11 protein-coding genes are annotated in these 16,184 nt (G+C 36.1%); 5 read left to right on the top strand and 6 right to left on the bottom strand.

The window, feature by feature from the left end:
- From Q0Q96_RS05015 to Q0Q96_RS05005, 3 genes are all read left to right on the top strand, one after another.
- On the top strand, positions 1 to 966 hold a 966-nt coding region (locus tag Q0Q96_RS05015; protein WP_293872140.1), incomplete at its 5' end, for an enoyl-CoA hydratase/isomerase family protein.
- Positions 967 to 1,055: 89 nt separating this feature from the next.
- The gene (locus tag Q0Q96_RS05010; protein WP_293872139.1) at positions 1,056 to 2,237 is read left to right on the top strand and encodes an acetyl-CoA C-acyltransferase; all 1,182 of its coding nucleotides are present in this window, start codon (positions 1,056 to 1,058) and stop codon (positions 2,235 to 2,237) included.
- Between the two features lie 102 nt (positions 2,238 to 2,339).
- On the top strand, positions 2,340 to 4,130 hold the full coding sequence (locus tag Q0Q96_RS05005) for an acyl-CoA dehydrogenase family protein (protein WP_293872138.1): 1,791 nt from the start codon (positions 2,340 to 2,342) through the stop codon (positions 4,128 to 4,130).
- 133 nt (positions 4,131 to 4,263) lie between these two features.
- Here Q0Q96_RS05005 and Q0Q96_RS05000 read toward each other — a convergent pair whose 3' ends face one another.
- The 3 genes from Q0Q96_RS05000 to Q0Q96_RS04990 form a co-directional block, all read right to left on the bottom strand.
- Complete coding sequence (locus Q0Q96_RS05000; RefSeq protein WP_293872137.1) at positions 4,264 to 5,304, bottom strand: cysteine synthase family protein; 1,041 nt, start codon at positions 5,302 to 5,304, stop codon at positions 4,264 to 4,266.
- A gap of 79 nt (positions 5,305 to 5,383) precedes the next feature.
- On the bottom strand, positions 5,384 to 7,435 hold the full coding sequence (locus Q0Q96_RS04995; RefSeq protein WP_293872136.1) for a S9 family peptidase: 2,052 nt from the start codon (positions 7,433 to 7,435) through the stop codon (positions 5,384 to 5,386).
- A 328-nt stretch (positions 7,436 to 7,763) separates the two neighbouring features.
- Positions 7,764 to 8,789, bottom strand: coding sequence for a GntG family PLP-dependent aldolase (locus Q0Q96_RS04990; protein WP_293872135.1), 1,026 nt, complete (start codon positions 8,787 to 8,789; stop codon positions 7,764 to 7,766).
- Between the two features lie 179 nt (positions 8,790 to 8,968).
- Here Q0Q96_RS04990 and prfB point away from each other — a divergent pair.
- Together prfB and lpxD are read left to right on the top strand one after the other, a co-directional pair.
- Positions 8,969 to 10,064 (top strand): peptide chain release factor 2 gene (prfB, locus tag Q0Q96_RS04985; RefSeq protein ID WP_293872134.1). Its coding sequence is split into 2 segments (ribosomal slippage): positions 8,969 to 9,031 and positions 9,033 to 10,064, totalling 1,095 coding nucleotides; the frame shifts between segments, so codons are not numbered across the junction.
- Positions 10,065 to 10,175: 111 nt separating this feature from the next.
- Positions 10,176 to 11,171: a UDP-3-O-(3-hydroxymyristoyl)glucosamine N-acyltransferase gene (gene lpxD / locus Q0Q96_RS04980; RefSeq protein ID WP_293872133.1), complete on the top strand. Its 996-nt coding sequence runs from the start codon at positions 10,176 to 10,178 to the stop codon at positions 11,169 to 11,171.
- 235 nt (positions 11,172 to 11,406) lie between these two features.
- Here lpxD and Q0Q96_RS04975 read toward each other — a convergent pair whose 3' ends face one another.
- The 3 genes from Q0Q96_RS04975 to Q0Q96_RS04965 all read right to left on the bottom strand — a co-directional run bounded on the left by Q0Q96_RS04975 (position 11,407) and on the right by Q0Q96_RS04965 (position 15,919).
- Entirely contained in the window at positions 11,407 to 11,793 is a 387-nt protein-coding gene (locus Q0Q96_RS04975) for a carboxypeptidase-like regulatory domain-containing protein (protein ID WP_293872132.1), read from the bottom strand.
- 10 nt (positions 11,794 to 11,803) lie between these two features.
- Positions 11,804 to 15,028: a carboxypeptidase regulatory-like domain-containing protein gene (locus Q0Q96_RS04970; RefSeq protein ID WP_293872131.1), complete on the bottom strand. Its 3,225-nt coding sequence runs from the start codon at positions 15,026 to 15,028 to the stop codon at positions 11,804 to 11,806.
- 123 nt (positions 15,029 to 15,151) lie between these two features.
- Positions 15,152 to 15,919 (bottom strand): dienelactone hydrolase family protein, encoded by a 768-nt coding sequence (locus Q0Q96_RS04965; protein ID WP_293872130.1) that lies wholly within the window; start codon positions 15,917 to 15,919, stop codon positions 15,152 to 15,154.
- Positions 15,920 to 16,184 lie beyond the last annotated feature (265 nt).

Here is a 16,184-nt window from a genome sequence, read left to right as displayed (position 1 = left end):
AAAGTATGGAGCAACAGCGGAGCCATTATTCAAGATTTGGGAGACGGAATTTTAAATTTAGAGTTCCAAAGCAAAATGAATACCATTGGTGGCGATGTTTTAGCAGCTATCAACAAAGCCATCGATTTATCTGAAAAAGAATATCAAGGTTTGGTTATTGGGAATCAAGGTGCCAATTTCTCTGTTGGAGCCAATATTGGAATGATTTTCATGATGGCAGTCGAACAGGAATACGACGAATTGAACATGGCAATCAAAATGTTTCAAGACACTATGATGCGCGTTCGTTACTCTGGAATTCCAGTAATTGTTGCGCCACACGGAATGACTTTTGGCGGTGGATGCGAAATGAGTTTACACGCCGATAAAGTTGTAGCTGCCGCAGAAACCTACATGGGATTGGTAGAATTTGGAGTTGGTGTAATTCCTGGTGGTGGCGGTTCTAAAGAATTGACTTTACGTGCATCCGATTTATTCCATAAAAATGATGTCGAATTAAATGTGTTACAAGAATATTTCATGACCATCGCCATGGCAAAAGTATCAACATCAGCCTACGAAGCATTTGATACTGGACTTTTACAAAAAGGAAAAGATATTGTTGTTGTCAATAAAGACCGTCAAATTGCCGAAGCCAAGAAACACGCTTTATTAATGGCGGAAGCTGGTTACACGCAACCCATTCGAAGAAAAGATGTAAAAGTTTTAGGAAAACAAGCACTCGGAATGTTCCTTGTGGGAACAAACCAAATGGTTGCTGGAAAATACATATCAGAACACGATTTAAAAATCGCTAATAAACTAGCTTATGTAATGTCAGGAGGTGATTTATCAGAACCTACTTTGGTATCTGAACAATATTTATTAGATATAGAACGTGAAGCTTTCTTATCACTTTGTACGGAAAGAAAGACTTTGGAGAGAATCCAATTTATGTTGACTAAAGGAAAACCGTTGAGAAATTAGATAATAGATAATAGACGAAGAGATCATAGACCAAATAGAAAAGTCTATTATCTATCATCTCGCTGTCTATGTTCTCAAAAAATAAAAATATGAAAACAGCCTATATAGTAAAAGCATACAGAACAGCCGTTGGAAAAGCGCCAAAAGGAGTTTTCCGATTTAAACGTCCTGATGAATTAGCGGCCGAAACCATTCAATTCATGATGAATGAACTGCCCGATTTTGACAAAAAAAGAATAGACGACGTTATGGTTGGAAATGCCATGCCCGAAGCCGAACAAGGTTTGAATGTAGGTCGTTTAATTTCCTTAATGGGATTAAAAGTAACTGATGTTCCGGGTGTAACCGTGAACAGATATTGTGCTTCCGGATTGGAAACAATCGGAATGGCAACTGCTAAAATCCAAAGCGGAATGGCAGACTGCATCATTGCTGGAGGTGCAGAAAGTATGAGTTTTATTCCAATGGGCGGCTATAAACCAACTCCGGATTATGCTGTCGCAAATGAAGGAAACGAAGATTATTATTGGGGAATGGGTTTGACGGCAGAAGCGGTTGCAAAACAGTTCAATGTTTCTCGTGAAGACCAAGATGCTTTTGCCTATAATTCTCACATGAAAGCATTGAAAGCACAAGCCGAAGGGAAATTCGAAAAACAAATTGTTCCAATTACCGTAGAGCAAACATTTATTAATGAAAATGAAAAAAAAGAAACTAAATCATACCTAGTAAATAAAGATGAAGGACCAAGAGCCAATACTAGTAAAGAAGCCTTGTCCAAATTAAAGCCAGTATTTGCTGCAGACGGAACAGTAACTGCCGGGAATTCATCGCAAATGAGCGATGGTGCCGCATTTGTTTTAATCATGAGCGAAGAATTGGTAAAAGAATTGAACCTCAATCCTATTGCACGTTTGGTAAATTTTGCCTCCGCAGGTGTGGAACCAAGAATTATGGGAATAGGCCCTGTAAAAGCCATTCCGAAAGCATTAAAACAAGCCGGATTAAGCTTAAACGACATTAATTTAATTGAATTAAACGAAGCTTTTGCCTCACAATCATTAGCCGTAATAAGAGAATTAGGATTAAATCCCGATATCGTAAATGTGAATGGTGGCGCTATCGCATTGGGTCATCCATTGGGTTGCACGGGTGCAAAATTATCGGTACAATTATTTGAAGAGATGAAACGCCGTGGCGATAAATACGGAATTGTATCCATGTGCGTTGGAACGGGTCAAGGAAGTGCTGGGGTTTTTGAGTTACTGTAAAACATCCTGCAAGGCTTTAAAAACCTTATAGGTATTTTTGATACTATTTTAAACCTACAAGGTTTTGAAAACCTTGCAGGATAACACTAAAAAAAATAAAAAATGAGCGATATAACAAGAGGTGGTCAATTTCTCGTAAAAGAAACAAAATGTGAAGACGTTTTCACGCCCGAAGATTTTTCTGAAGAACAACTTATGATGCGCAATTCTGTAAAAGAATTTGTAGACAAAGAAATTTGGCCCAACAAAAACCGTTTTGAAGCAAAGGATTATTCTTTTACAGAAGAAATGATGAAAAAAGCGGGAGAAATGGGCTTTTTGAGCGTTGCCGTTCCTGAAAACTATGGAGGAATGGGAATGGGATTCGTAGATACATGTTTGGTTTGCGACTATATTTCTGGCGCAACAGGTTCATTTTCAACAGCATTTGGTGCGCATACTGGAATTGGAACTATGCCAATTACGCTGTACGGAACAGAAGAACAAAAATTAAAATACGTACCCAAATTAGCTTCTGGCGAATGGTTTGGCGCTTACTGTTTAACAGAACCAGGAGCAGGAAGTGACGCCAATTCTGGTAAAACAAAAGCAGTTTTATCCGAAGATGGAAAAACCTATTGCATCACAGGTCAAAAAATGTGGATTTCGAACGCAGGATTTTGTTCCGTATTTATTGTTTTTGCTAGAATTGGTGATGATAAAAATATTACAGGTTTTATTGTTGAAAATGATTCTTCAAACGGAATTTCGATGAACGAAGAAGAGCATAAATTAGGCATTCGAGCCTCTTCTACGCGACAAGTGTTCTTTAATGAAACCAAAGTTCCAGCTGAAAACATGCTTTCCGAAAGAGGAAACGGTTTTAAAATAGCCATGAATTCGCTGAATGTTGGACGTATCAAATTAGCAGCAGCTTGTTTAGATGCACAACGAAGAGTAACTTCTGGCGCAGTGAAATACGCTAACGAAAGAGTTCAGTTCAATACACCAATTTCGCAATTTGGAGCCATTCGTTACAAATTAGCCGAAATGGCAACCAGTTGTTATGCCGGAGAAAGTGCCACTTATAGAGCTGCAAAATCTATTGAAGACCGAATTAATGCTCGCGTGGCCGAAGGAAATTCACACCAAGAAGCCGAGTTAAAAGGCGTTGAAGAATTTGCTATCGAATGTTCCATACTGAAAGTTGCCGTTTCTGAAGACGTTCAAAATTGTGCGGACGAAGGCATTCAAATTTTTGGTGGCATGGGATTTTCTGAAGATACTCCAATGGAATCTGCGTGGCGCGATGCTCGTATTTCGAGAATTTATGAAGGCACCAACGAAATTAACCGCATGTTATCTGTGGGAATGTTAATTAAAAAAGCTATGAAAGGACATGTAGATTTGCTCGGACCGGCATCCAAAGTACAAGAAGAATTAATGGGAATTCCATCATTTGAAACTCCAGATTATGCTGAATTATTTGCAGAAGAAAAAGAATTAATTGGCAAATTGAAAAAAGCGTTCCTGATGGTGGCTGGTGGTGCCGTACAAAAATATGGTCCCGATTTAGATGGTCATCAACAATTGTTGATGGCAGCTGCCGATATGTTAATTGAAATTTACATGGCGGAAAGCACCATTCTGCGCACCGAAAAAACAGCCAAAATAGACGGTGAGGACAAAGTAAAAGAAGAAATTGCCATGGCAAAATTATACTTGTACAAAGCCGTTGACATTATTAATTTGAAAGGAAAAGAAAGCATCATTTCTTTTGCCGAAGGCGATGAACAACGCATGATGCTTATGGGATTGCGTCGGTTTACAAAATACACCAACATGCCAAATATAGTGGGATTAAGAGAAGTAATCACCAGTAAATTAGTAGCGGAAAATAAGTATTGTTTTTAGCTTTTAAATGAAAAAGTTACTTTCAAAAGGGTATTATTTTTAACAGAAAATTTTTGTAGTAGACACTTTTTACTAAAAACAAAAAACTCCAAATTACTTTGGAGTTTTTTGTTTTGTATTCAAATTAAACTAGTTACTTTATAAATTCAACTTTCTGTGCTTCTTCCTCGTTGATGCTATCAAAAAAACCTTGCTCGTTCATCCAGTCATCACTAAATACTTTACTCATGTAACGAGAACCATGATCAGGAAAAATTGCAATTACATTACTATCAGCGGTAAATTCTCCTTCTTCGGCATATTGTTTAATAGCTTGCATAACTGCACCAGAAGTGTAGCCTACAAACAATCCTTCTTTTTTTACAATTTCACGAGTGGTGTGAGCACTTTCCTCGTCTGTTACTTTCATAAAATGATCTATCAAATCAAAATCGGTAGCAGATGGAATTAAGTTTTTACCCAAACCTTCTATTCTATAAGGATAAATTTCATCGGCATCAAACTCTTTGGTTTCATGGTATTTTTTTAATACCGAACCAAAAGCATCTACACCTAAAATTCTAATATTTGGATTTTTTTCTTTTAAATATTTAGCTGCGCCCGAAATGGTTCCTCCTGTACCACTACAGGCAATCAAATGAGTTATTTTTCCATGGGTTTGTTCCCAAATTTCTGGGCCCGTTGATTTATAGTGTGCATCAATATTTAATTGATTGAAATACTGATTGATATAAATCGAACCTTTTGTTTCTTCGTGTAAACGCTTGGCGACATTGTAATAAGAACGCTCATCATCGGCAGAAACGTGTGCCGGACAAACATAAACTTTAGCGCCTAAACTACGCAACATGTCGATTTTATCAATCGAAGATTTTGAACTTACTGCCAAGATACAATTGTAACCTTTGATGATGCTTACCATCGCTAAACTAAAACCGGTGTTTCCTGATGTAGTTTCAATAATGGTATCTCCCGGAGATAAAATCCCCTGCTTTTCTGCCTCTTCTATAATGTAAACAGCAATTCTGTCTTTGGTGGAGTGACCTGGGTTGAAGGCTTCAACTTTGGCATAAAAATTTCCTGTTAAAGATTCTGTGATTTTGTTAAGTCTAATTAATGGCGTATTCCCAATTAGTCCTAAAACATTATCGTGAGCTTTTATATCTTCTTTCATAAAATAATTTAGTCAGGCAACATTTAGAATCCTTTATAACGTACTTCTAAACCCTGCAAATTTAATAAAATATTTTAAACTATTTTTTTATTCCTTCTAAATCTAATAAAAAACTGTACTCTTTGGCGATTTCTTTAAGCGCTTCAAACCTTCCCGAAGCACCTCCATGTCCTACCTCCATGTTGGTATCCAAATATAACTGATTAGTATTGGTTTTTAAAACACGAAGTTTTGCCACCCACTTCGCTGGTTCCCAATACTGTACCTGCGAATCATGCAAACCTGTCGAAATATACAAGTTTGGATAAGCCTGCGCAACTACATTATCGTATGGCGAATAGCACAGCATATAATTATAATATTTTTTAACATTTGGGTTTCCCCATTCATCATATTCGCCAGTTGTTAACGGAATTGTTTCGTCTAACATAGTCGTAACAACATCTACAAACGGTACTTGCACGACAACACCGTTATACAAATTTGGTGCCATATTGATAATTGCCCCCATCAAAAGTCCGCCTGCCGAACCACCCTCGGCATATAAATGCTCCATCGAGGTATACTTTTCATCCATCAAAAATTGAGAACAATCTATAAAATCGGTAAACGTATTTTTCTTTTTCAGCAATTTGCCATCATCATACCATACTCTGCCCAAATCTTCGCCACCTCTTATGTGTGCAATTGCATAAATAAATCCTCGGTCTAATAACGACAATCTAACCGAAGAAAAATGACAATCCATCGTAACACCATACGATCCATAAGCATACAGCAATAAAGGATTCTTCCCGTTTTTTTTAATGCCTTTTCGGTAAATTAACGATAATGGCACTTTGGTTCCGTCTTTTGCGGTTGCCCAAATGCGTTCTTCCTTATAATTGTTTTTATCGAATTTTCCACCCAATACTTCTTGTTCTTTTAATATGGTTTTAGTTTTGGTTCTCATATTAAAATCAATTACAGAACCCGGAGTTGCCAGCGATTGAAAACCATAACGCAAAATTTCAGTATCAAAATCTATATTGGTCGAGGTATATGCCATATAAGTTTCGCTATCAAACGGTAGGTAATACTCATCTTTGCCACTCCAAGGCATTATGCGAATCCTATTCAAGCCATTATACCGCTCTGAAACCACCAAATAATCCTTGAAAATATCTATATCTTCAAGCAAAACATCCTCACGATGTGCAATAACAGCTGCCCAATTTTCTTTTGTGGTTTTACTTTCAGGGGTTTTCATCAATTTAAAATTAGTCGCCTTGTCCTTATTCGTTACAATATAAAAATGATCACCATAATGCGATATCGAATATTCTAAACCACGAGTTCTTTTTTGAAATACTTTGAATTTTGCATCTGGGGTTGCCGATAAAATCGTTTGATATTCGGTGGTCAATGTACTACTCGAGCTAATAATCAAATATTTTTTCGACTTTGATTTGTAAACCGAAACATCAAAAGTTTCATCTTTTTCAAAATAAACCATAAGGTCATTATCAGCTTTTGTGCCTATTTTGTGCTTAAAAATTTTATCGGCACGAAGTGTTTGTTCATCCTTCCGAGAATAAAAAAGTGTTGCATTATCACTTGCCCAAGTCGCGCTTCCAGAAGTGTTTTCTAGCTTTACATCCAGCACTTTGCCGGTAACTAAATTTTTGATGCAAATAGTATACTGCCTTCTAGAAACCGTATCAACGCCATAACTCGCCCAAATATTATCTTCGCTAATACTCATTCCGGTCAAATTAAAATAAGCATGTCCTTGTGCCATTTCGTTGCAATCAAACAAGATTTCTTCTTTGGCTTCTAAATTTTCTTTTTTACGCGAATGAATCGGATAATCCTTCCCTTTTTCAAAACGTGTGATATAATAATAACCATTATAAAAATAAGGAACCGACTCGTCATCTTCCTTGATTCTGGCTTTCATCTCTTCAAACAAATCCTTTTGAAATTCCTTCGTATGTGCCGTAGATTGCTGGTAATATTCATTTTCCTGATTGAGATAATCAATCACTTCGGGATTTTCTCTTTGGTTTAACCAATAATAATTATCAACACGACTGTGCCCGTGTTTTGACAGCGTGTGAGGAACTATTTTGGCAATAGGTGATTTAAGCATTTACAGTATTTTTAATCATACAAAAATAAGCTGTAAGACACCATAAATGCATGATGGTTTAGTAAGTTATGCACTTAAAAGTTAACATTAGCTAGCAAAATTGATAAAACCAAATGAAAAATTGATGAAAGTCCTTACCCTAAACGTCTGACAGTATAACCTACCCGTCTGATGCTCTACCTAAACCTTCTGATCCTTTACATACTCCTTACTCTAACTAATCTTTTTTGTCACTCTGAGCGCAGTAGAGAAGCCTACATAACTTCAAATGCATTCACTTTGACCAAATGTTGTTAATAGTAGAGTTTCAAAACTCAAATACAATAAATTAAAAACTCATTTTATCCAAAACTTCCAAAACATACTCATGCATGACCTGGCAGTAATCAAGATGAGTAACAATTCTTATTTTCCCTTTGGCCAATAAACTTACAGAGATTCCCTTTTGCTTAAGTTTAGCGATAACTTCCTGATCCAATATATGCGCTTGAGCAGAAAATACAACAATATTGGTCTCCACAGGTTCAACAACCGAAACCCAAGAACATTTCGCTAACTGAACTCCCAATTCCTTTGCTCTGCGATGATCATCTTCTAGCCTTTTGATATTGTTTTGCAAGGCATAAATTCCGGCTGCCGCCAAATAACCTGATTGCCTTAAGTTGCCACCAAATATTTTTCGGATTCGCAAAGCCCTGTGCATAGTTTCTCCATCAGCCAGTAAAACAGAACCTATTGGACATCCCAATCCTTTAGAAAAACAAACCGAAATCGTGTCAAATAATTTTCCAAATTCTTTCGGTTGCTGCTTTTTAGCAACCATCGCATTCCACAACCGAGCACCATCTAGATGGTATTTCAATTGATAATCAACACAAACCTGTTTAATTTTTTGCAATTCCTCAATCTCATAACAAGCGCCACCACCTTTGTTGGTAGTGTTTTCAATCCCCACCATTTTAGATAATGGCGTGTGGTAAAACTCAGGATCATTAATGCCTGCTGCTACTTGTTCAGCGGTAATCATGCCTCGTTTACCATCCAATAAATTAAAGTTAACACCACTATTTGACGAAGCTCCACCCGATTCATACAAATGAATATGCGACCATTTATCACAAATAATCTGATTCCCCGGATTGGTATTTAATTTTATCGCCGTCTGGTTTGCCATGGTTCCAGTAGGAAAAAACAAGGCAGCTTCCATCCCGAATAAATCGGCAACACTACGTTCAAACTCATTTACAGTGGGATCCTGCTTAAAGACATCATCTCCCACTTTAGCAGCAAACATCACCTCAAGCATTTCGGGAGATGGTTTAGTTACCGTATCACTAATTAAATTTATTTCCATATTCTATTTCTATAGTTTACTTTCGCAGTATATTTTATTTGAAGCTAATCCCGCTATCCGTTTCAATCTTTTTATCGCTTTATCACATCGAGCGCACTCGAGATGCCTCTTTCAAAAAGCAATAAAAAGGATTTCCACTACTATCGGGGCTAGGATTCAATCACAAAACTACATTATTTATGACAACTACCGAACAAATAAAAGGTATTGTAGAGCGCCTTGGTGCGTTGAGGAGGTATCTTTGACATTGATGCCAAGCTTGTAGAGATTACCAACGAAGAGGAAATCACCTTTTCACCCACATTTTGGAATAAGCCGGCAGCAGCCGAAATCATTGTTCAAAACTTACGCTCCAAGAAAAAATGGGTCGAAGATTTTGAAAAAGGCAACGCCATGGCGGAAGAACTTCAAATTATTTACGAAATTTTCAAAGATGGCGACGCTACCGAGGAAGAACTCGACGTGCATTTTGAACTGACCAATACGCATATCGAAAATCTGGAATTCAGAAACATGCTTTCTGATGAAGGCGATAAGTTGAGTGCCGTGGTGCAGATAACAGCTGGTGCCGGCGGAACTGAAAGTTGCGACTGGGCATCAATGTTAATGAGAATGTACATGATGTGGGGCGAAAAGGAAGGCTATAAAATCAAGGAACTTAACTTTCAGGAAGGCGAGGTTGCTGGAATAAAAACGGTGACTTTAGAGTTTGAAGGCGAGTATTCCTTTGGCTACTTAAAAGGAGAAAATGGGGTGCATCGACTAGTGCGCATTTCCCCTTTTGACAGCAATGCCAAGCGTCATACCTCTTTTGCTTCGGTTTATGTGTATCCGTTGGTGGATGATAGTATCGAAATCGACATCAATCCCGCCGATATTGAAATTACGACGTCACGTTCGAGCGGTGCAGGTGGACAAAATGTCAACAAAGTAGAAACCAAGGTTCAATTGGTTCACAAACCAACTGGAATTCAGATTCAGTGTTCAGAAACGCGTTCGCAGCAAGACAACCGACAACGAGCTATGCAAATGTTACGTTCGCAGTTGTACGAAATTGAATTAAAAAAACAGCAGGCACAACGTAAAGACATCGAAGCCGGAAAGATGAAAATCGAATGGGGTTCACAGATTCGTAACTATGTGATGCAACCATATAAATTGGTTAAAGATATCCGTACTGGCTTTGAAACTAGCGATGTTGACGGTGTAATGAACGGCAATATTGATAAGTTTCTAAAAGCCTATCTGATGATGATGGGACAAAAGGAAGGGTAATCAGCCGGCAGGCATGTTGATGGTTGATGGTTGCTTGAAAACTATTTATTTTAACCTCTTTTTAGGAAATTAAAAATCAAATTCCTTTATTTGAATTCAAATCAAAAACTTATGACATCTTTCTCTATTCAAGAAATTAACGATGTTTTGCATGGCGAAATTGTTGGCAACACTTCCCACAAAATTACAGCACCAGAACAACTAGAAGCAGCATCAGAAACTGAAATTTCCTTTATTGGAAACAAAAAATACGAGAAGTTTTGGGAAAATTCCAAAGCTTGCGTTGCAGTAGTTAATCATGATATTTCGATTGAACCGGGAGAAAATCGTGCTTTTATTAAAGTAAAAAATGCCGATTTGGCAATGTCTCAAGTGTTAGAACTCTTTGTTCCTGCGCCACCCGTTTTTTCAGTTGACGTTCATCCATCTGCGGTAATTGATGATTCGGTTTCTATTGGAAACGGAGTTCGAATTGGTGCTGGCAGTTATATTGGACCTAATGTTCAACTTGGAGAAAATGTAACTATTTATCCAAATGTTACTATTCTTGATCAATGTACGATTGGGAAAAACACCACTATTTGGTCTGGAACGGTAATCCGTGAACGTTGTCATGTTGGAGCGTATTGCATTCTACATCCCAATTGTACGATAGGTGCTGACGGATTTGGGTTTAGACCTTGCCCAGAAAAAGGATTAGTAAAAATTCCACAAATCGGAAATGTAATCATTAGCAACAATGTTGAAATTGGCGCGAACTCCTGCGTTGATAGAGGAAAATTCAGTTCGACTGTACTTGGTGATGGCTGCAAGATTGATAATTTAGTTCAAATTGGGCACAACTCAAAGCTTGGAAAATTTTGTATTATGGCGGGAAATTCTGGTTTGGCTGGTTCTGTTACTTTAGGAAATGGCGTAATTATTGGTGGAAGTGCTTCTATAAAAGACCACACCACCATTGGAGATGGTGCTATTGTTGGAGCAGGTTCTGGAGTAGCTGGAGATGTTGAAGCAGGAAAAACAGTCCTAGGTTATCCTGCAATTGATGCACGAGATGCCTTAAAGCAATGGGCAATTTTAAAAAGATTGGTTAGAGACTCTAAATAATTACGATTTAAAAATTACGATTTAAGGGTTAATTTAATTTATCGAAACGTTTTAAAACAATTCGTAATTTATAATTAGTAATTCGTAATTAAACTTTATATTTGCAATGAGGATTCCGAAAGGGAGTTACACCTCACCACACTAGTCGATCGCTCCAGATCGACTTTTGTATTTTATAGAAAAAGGTACAACTATGAAGTCATACCTTTTTCCAAAAACAAACAAAATGATTTTTTTACATACTGCTTAAAACCTCTGTTTTTGATGTTTCTTTTTGAGTATTATTTTCTTTTCTGTTGACGATAATATCTTTGTTCATTTCATTCTCGCCAAGAACAAGTTGAATACCGGTTCGTTTGTATTCGTCAATTTCTTTACTTTTTATAATAATTCGATAAGGACCACCTACATCCAAATTATCTAAACTAAATCTTCCTTTTTTATCAGTAGTGGTTTCAAAACTAGCGTTGGTGGGCAAGTGTATAATCAAAATTGAAGCATTTACAATAGGTAATTCTCCGTCAGTTACTTTTCCATTCAATGTTGAAGAAGTTATTTGAGCCGTGGCTACCGTTACAAAAAACAGAAAAAATAATACTTTTAGTTGTTTAAAATTTTTCATTTATAGGATTTTAAAATGAATATCTAATTCCAAATTGTGCCTGAAATCTTGAAGCAAACTGATCTACAACATAAGGCGCAGAAGTGGGTTTACTGAAAGTATAGGTTGGATCTGCAGTTGCTACTCCTCCTAAATTTCCTGATTTGGTCAAACCAATACTTGCGGTAGAGTTAAAAGTATTAGGTACAAAATAACTTCTTCCCCAATCTTTATTAATCATATTACCAACGTTTATAATGCTTATAGAAAACTGTAGTGTGTGTACAAAATCTTTTTTGTCTTTTATTCTAAATTCATCCATAATTCTCATATCTGTTTGAATATTCCACGGAGTGAAATCACCATTTCGTTCAGTGAATTTTCCTCTTCTACTGCTTAAATAGTCATTGTTATTGATGAAACTTTCATAATCTGCTACCTGTTGACCAGCAGTAGCAGAAGGTACTCCCGCGGCATTAACACCAATATATTGGGCTGCTTGAGCAGCATCTTTGAAGATATAAGCCAAACCAGCTGCTTGACCTGCACCTGCAAGAGAAGAATTTACAAATCCCCATGTGAAAGGGTTACCAGATTGGGCATTGAAAAACAAATTAGCCGACACTGTATTATTTTTTGTGATGTTAACAGCATACCCAAGATTAGCCACAATTCTGTGTTTGATATTAAAATTAGAAGTTGCCAACTGTGGATTATTTGGTGTTAAAGATTGGTTTAACTGGTAGTTACTTTCCATTGAGTTTCTAATACCGTTGCTGATATCCTTGGCTTCCCCATAAGTGTAAGCTGCCATAAAATTAAAACCAAAATCATACGTTTTAGAAATCATTTCCGTAAGACTATATCGATATCCTTGATTGGTATTCGATAACATATAAGCATTTGAAAAAGCTGGATTTATGTTAGCGGAATAAATAGGCATTTCTTTGTTCACATCATAAGAGAAATAAGTGGGATTATCTTTCTTATTAACTTGTTGAAACTTTAAATCATTGATAACTTTGGTATAAATTCCTTCAAACGTAATTTTATATCCTTTTATAGTGTAATCAACAGCCAAAGAGTTTCTCCAGATTTGTGGCATTTTAAATTTATTATCAATTAAATCTGCCTGAATTTTTGGTGTAGCATCGTGATAGCCATTTAATCCTCCAGCAGCTAATGGGTCGCCATTGGCAGCCACTTGAGCTGGTGTCAAATTGTTTTTATCAAAACTTGCATAGCCAACACCGTCATTATAATAAGCGTAACCTAACCAAGCAAAAGGAATTCTACCTGTAAATACTCCAGATCCGCCTCTTAATACTATTGATTTATCTTCTTTTACATTGTAAGTAAATCCTAATCTTGGTGACAATAAAGCTGAAGTGAAGAAGTTATTTTTAATTTGGCTTAACTGCGTGTACTCATAAGTTGTACCATAATTAGTATCAACCGGAGAGTTTTGAACCTGCGAACTTAAGTTGGGTTTATTAGGCAAATCCGTGTAATCAACTCGTAATCCAAAGGCAAGTTTTAATTTATTCCCAATTTTTACTTCATCCTGTAAATACAAACTGTACATATTTACATTAAATTTTGCATAAGGATTATTGAAAATATCATCTCTAGTTGCACCATTAAACGGATAGGTTCCTCTTACTCTTGAGGGTAACGAAGCATAAAAATCGGATAATGATTTATAGGAAACTCTTCCATTTAATGAGTTCACAAAACCGTAGTTAATATCGTAAAATTCGTTGTGTGTTCCAAACAACAAAGTATGATTTCCTACTTTGTAAGTTAGATTATCTGTAATTTCGGTAGTGTTTTGCTTCATGTTAAAAACAGTAGCTTCCCTGTCATTACCTAGCAAAATAGTTCCACCATTGTACCCTATTTCTACCTGTGGAAATAAGAAATTACCAGAGGTTGGATCACGATAATCTTTTATGGATGAATAACCCGCTATAAAAGAGTTGGACCATCTATTATTAAAATGACTTTTAAATTCTAAAACAGTGCTGATAGCCGTATTTTTTTGAACGAAATTCATACTCGCAAATCGAAAGTTTTTGTTGTCTCTCTCCAAGTTTGAAGCTTCACCAAAAACGGTATTATTTCGTATCGATAAAGAGTGCTTGTTATTGATTTTCCAGTCTATTTTATTGAAAAATTTTCTACTTATCGAGTAGTTATCAAAAGAATTAGAGGAGCCAATGTCAAAATTATATTTAGTTTTAACATAATTTGTAATTGCTTGCGCTACTGTATTATCTACCAAAGCAATCACATTTCCATTTGCATCGGTGTCGCCAGCATTATAAAACAATGGATCTACTCTTTTAGTATATTCAGCATTGGTAAAGAAAAACAATTTGTCTTTCACAATGGGTAATCCTACTCTAAAACCTACCTGATAATCTTCGAATGAACTAGGCATTTTAGATCCATCACCGGCATTGTTTTTCCCTGTAATATCCGCATTTCTTCCATAACTATATGCAGAACCTGACACTTTATTGGTACCACTTCTAGTTACAGCATTTACACTTCCTCCGAGAAAGTTACCAAGTTTTACATCATAAGGAGCAATATAAACTTGCACATCCTGAATAGCATCTAAACTTATAGAATTTGTTCTAGTACTGCTTCCTGGCATTCCCGAAGTTCCTGATTGACCTCCCAGAGAAGGGCTAAACCCAATAGCATCATTATTTATCGAGCCATCGATTGTAACATTATTATATCTAAAATTTGTACCAGCGAATGAATTGTTGGCACTTTGTGGAACCAGTTTCGTTACATCTTGTATTCCTCTGTTAATGTTAGGAAGACCATTAATAATAGATTGTGTTATGTTAGTACCTCCATTTTTTGAAGAACCTTTTTTACTAGTAACGGTAACCTCTTGCAAAGCATTTAAACTTTTTTCGATTTCAATAGCATGCAAATCATTATCCCCTAGTGATAACTGAAGTTGTGAATTGCTATACTCTTGATTGCCTAGACTTTTAACAATAATTTTATACGGCCCGCCAACGTTGAGATTGTCTAAACTAAACCGTCCTAACTTATTGGTTGAAGTTTCATAAGTAGCATTCGTAGGTAAATGAATTAAGGTAATGTTAGCCTCTATAACGGGAGCGTTTTGACTAACAACACTACCTGACAAAGAGGAAGTTGTAATTTGCGCTTTTACGAAGGTTATAAACAACAAAAAAACAATAACTGGTAAGGATTTAATTCTTAACATAAAATTTTGGTTTAATTTTGATGCAAAGAAACAATCATTAAATTAAGTTGTTGTTATCGGATGATTAACATTATATTCTTTTTTTATTAAGTTAATGTTAAGAATAATTTTTCAAATACATTTTTACAAAACTTCTTTCAAAAAAACAAGCATGGCATTCCAAGAATGTTTTTCAGCTTTTTCGTTATAAGCTGCTCCTTTTGAATTGTCGTTGCCTGCATTTTTATCTGTGAAAGAATGCACAGCATTGGCATAATATACCATTTGCCAATCGGCTTTTGCAGTACGCATTTCGTTTTGAAATTTTTCTATTTCTTCTCTCGATTCATAAGGGTCATCTGCTCCATGTAATACCAAAACTTTTGGATTAATATTTTCTATTGTTCTCGTTTCATCATGACTTAAACCCCCATGAAAAGACACGATTCCTTTTACTTTCATATTGGTTCTCGCGGATTCGATTGCACCCGTTCCCCCAAAACAATATCCTATCACCACGATATCATTTGGATTGGCGCCCTGTTTAACCAATTGGTCTAATGCCAACTGAATTCTAGTTTGATATTCTTTAATATTTTTCTTAAAATAACCTGCTTTTTGACCTGCTTCTGAATAATCTTTTGGTCTTTTGTCTATTCCGTAAATATCGGCAACAAAAGTAGTGTATCCCAATTTAGCCAATCTATTTGCTGAATCTTTAGCATGATCATCAATTCCCATCCATGCAGGAAGAATAAGTATTCCTGGATTATTTTTTGCAGCTTTCGCAGGTTTAACGCTAATACCGTTTAGCATTTGACCACCATCTTTGTATTCTACAGATTTAGTTTGCGAAAAAACAGTAAAACTACTGTGTAAAATAACAGCGATTATTAGAAATTTTGTCTTCATAAAATTATAATTTTAATGCCAAATTTAAGAAAAGTGAAATAAAACGATTGTTAATAATATTATAAAATAAAAAACCGATAGCATTATAGCTATCGGTTCCTAAATTCAATTATTATTTTTTCTTTTTAGATTTAGATTTCTTTTTAGCCTTTTTCTCTTTATCTTTCTTCTTTGCTTTTTTCTTTTTTTCTTTGTCTTTGGCTTTTTGGTTCTCTTTTTTTGCCTTTTCTTTTTTCTTGGCTTTATCTTTTTTTTCTTTTTCTTT

It is taken from the genome of Flavobacterium sp., assembly GCF_025352015.1.
GTDB lineage: Bacteria > Bacteroidota > Bacteroidia > Flavobacteriales > Flavobacteriaceae > Flavobacterium.
Note: the sequence above shows the minus strand (reverse complement) of the source record. Positions and strands in the feature narration are given on the sequence as shown.

Excerpts from the sequence above, each read along its gene's own strand:
- Q0Q96_RS04965 (WP_293872130.1), bottom strand. The coding sequence starts at position 15,919 with ATGAAGACAAAATTTCTAATAATCGCTGTTATTTTACACAGTAGTTTT.
- lpxD (WP_293872133.1), top strand. The coding sequence starts at position 10,176 with ATGACATCTTTCTCTATTCAAGAAATTAACGATGTTTTGCATGGCGAA.
- Q0Q96_RS05005 (WP_293872138.1), top strand. The coding sequence starts at position 2,340 with ATGAGCGATATAACAAGAGGTGGTCAATTTCTCGTAAAAGAAACAAAA.
- Q0Q96_RS04970 (WP_293872131.1), bottom strand. The coding sequence starts at position 15,028 with ATGTTAAGAATTAAATCCTTACCAGTTATTGTTTTTTTGTTGTTTATA.
- Q0Q96_RS05000 (WP_293872137.1), bottom strand. The coding sequence starts at position 5,304 with ATGAAAGAAGATATAAAAGCTCACGATAATGTTTTAGGACTAATTGGG.
- Q0Q96_RS04995 (WP_293872136.1), bottom strand. The coding sequence starts at position 7,435 with ATGCTTAAATCACCTATTGCCAAAATAGTTCCTCACACGCTGTCAAAA.
- Q0Q96_RS05010 (WP_293872139.1), top strand. The coding sequence starts at position 1,056 with ATGAAAACAGCCTATATAGTAAAAGCATACAGAACAGCCGTTGGAAAA.
- Q0Q96_RS04975 (WP_293872132.1), bottom strand. The coding sequence starts at position 11,793 with ATGAAAAATTTTAAACAACTAAAAGTATTATTTTTTCTGTTTTTTGTA.
- Q0Q96_RS04990 (WP_293872135.1), bottom strand. The coding sequence starts at position 8,789 with ATGGAAATAAATTTAATTAGTGATACGGTAACTAAACCATCTCCCGAA.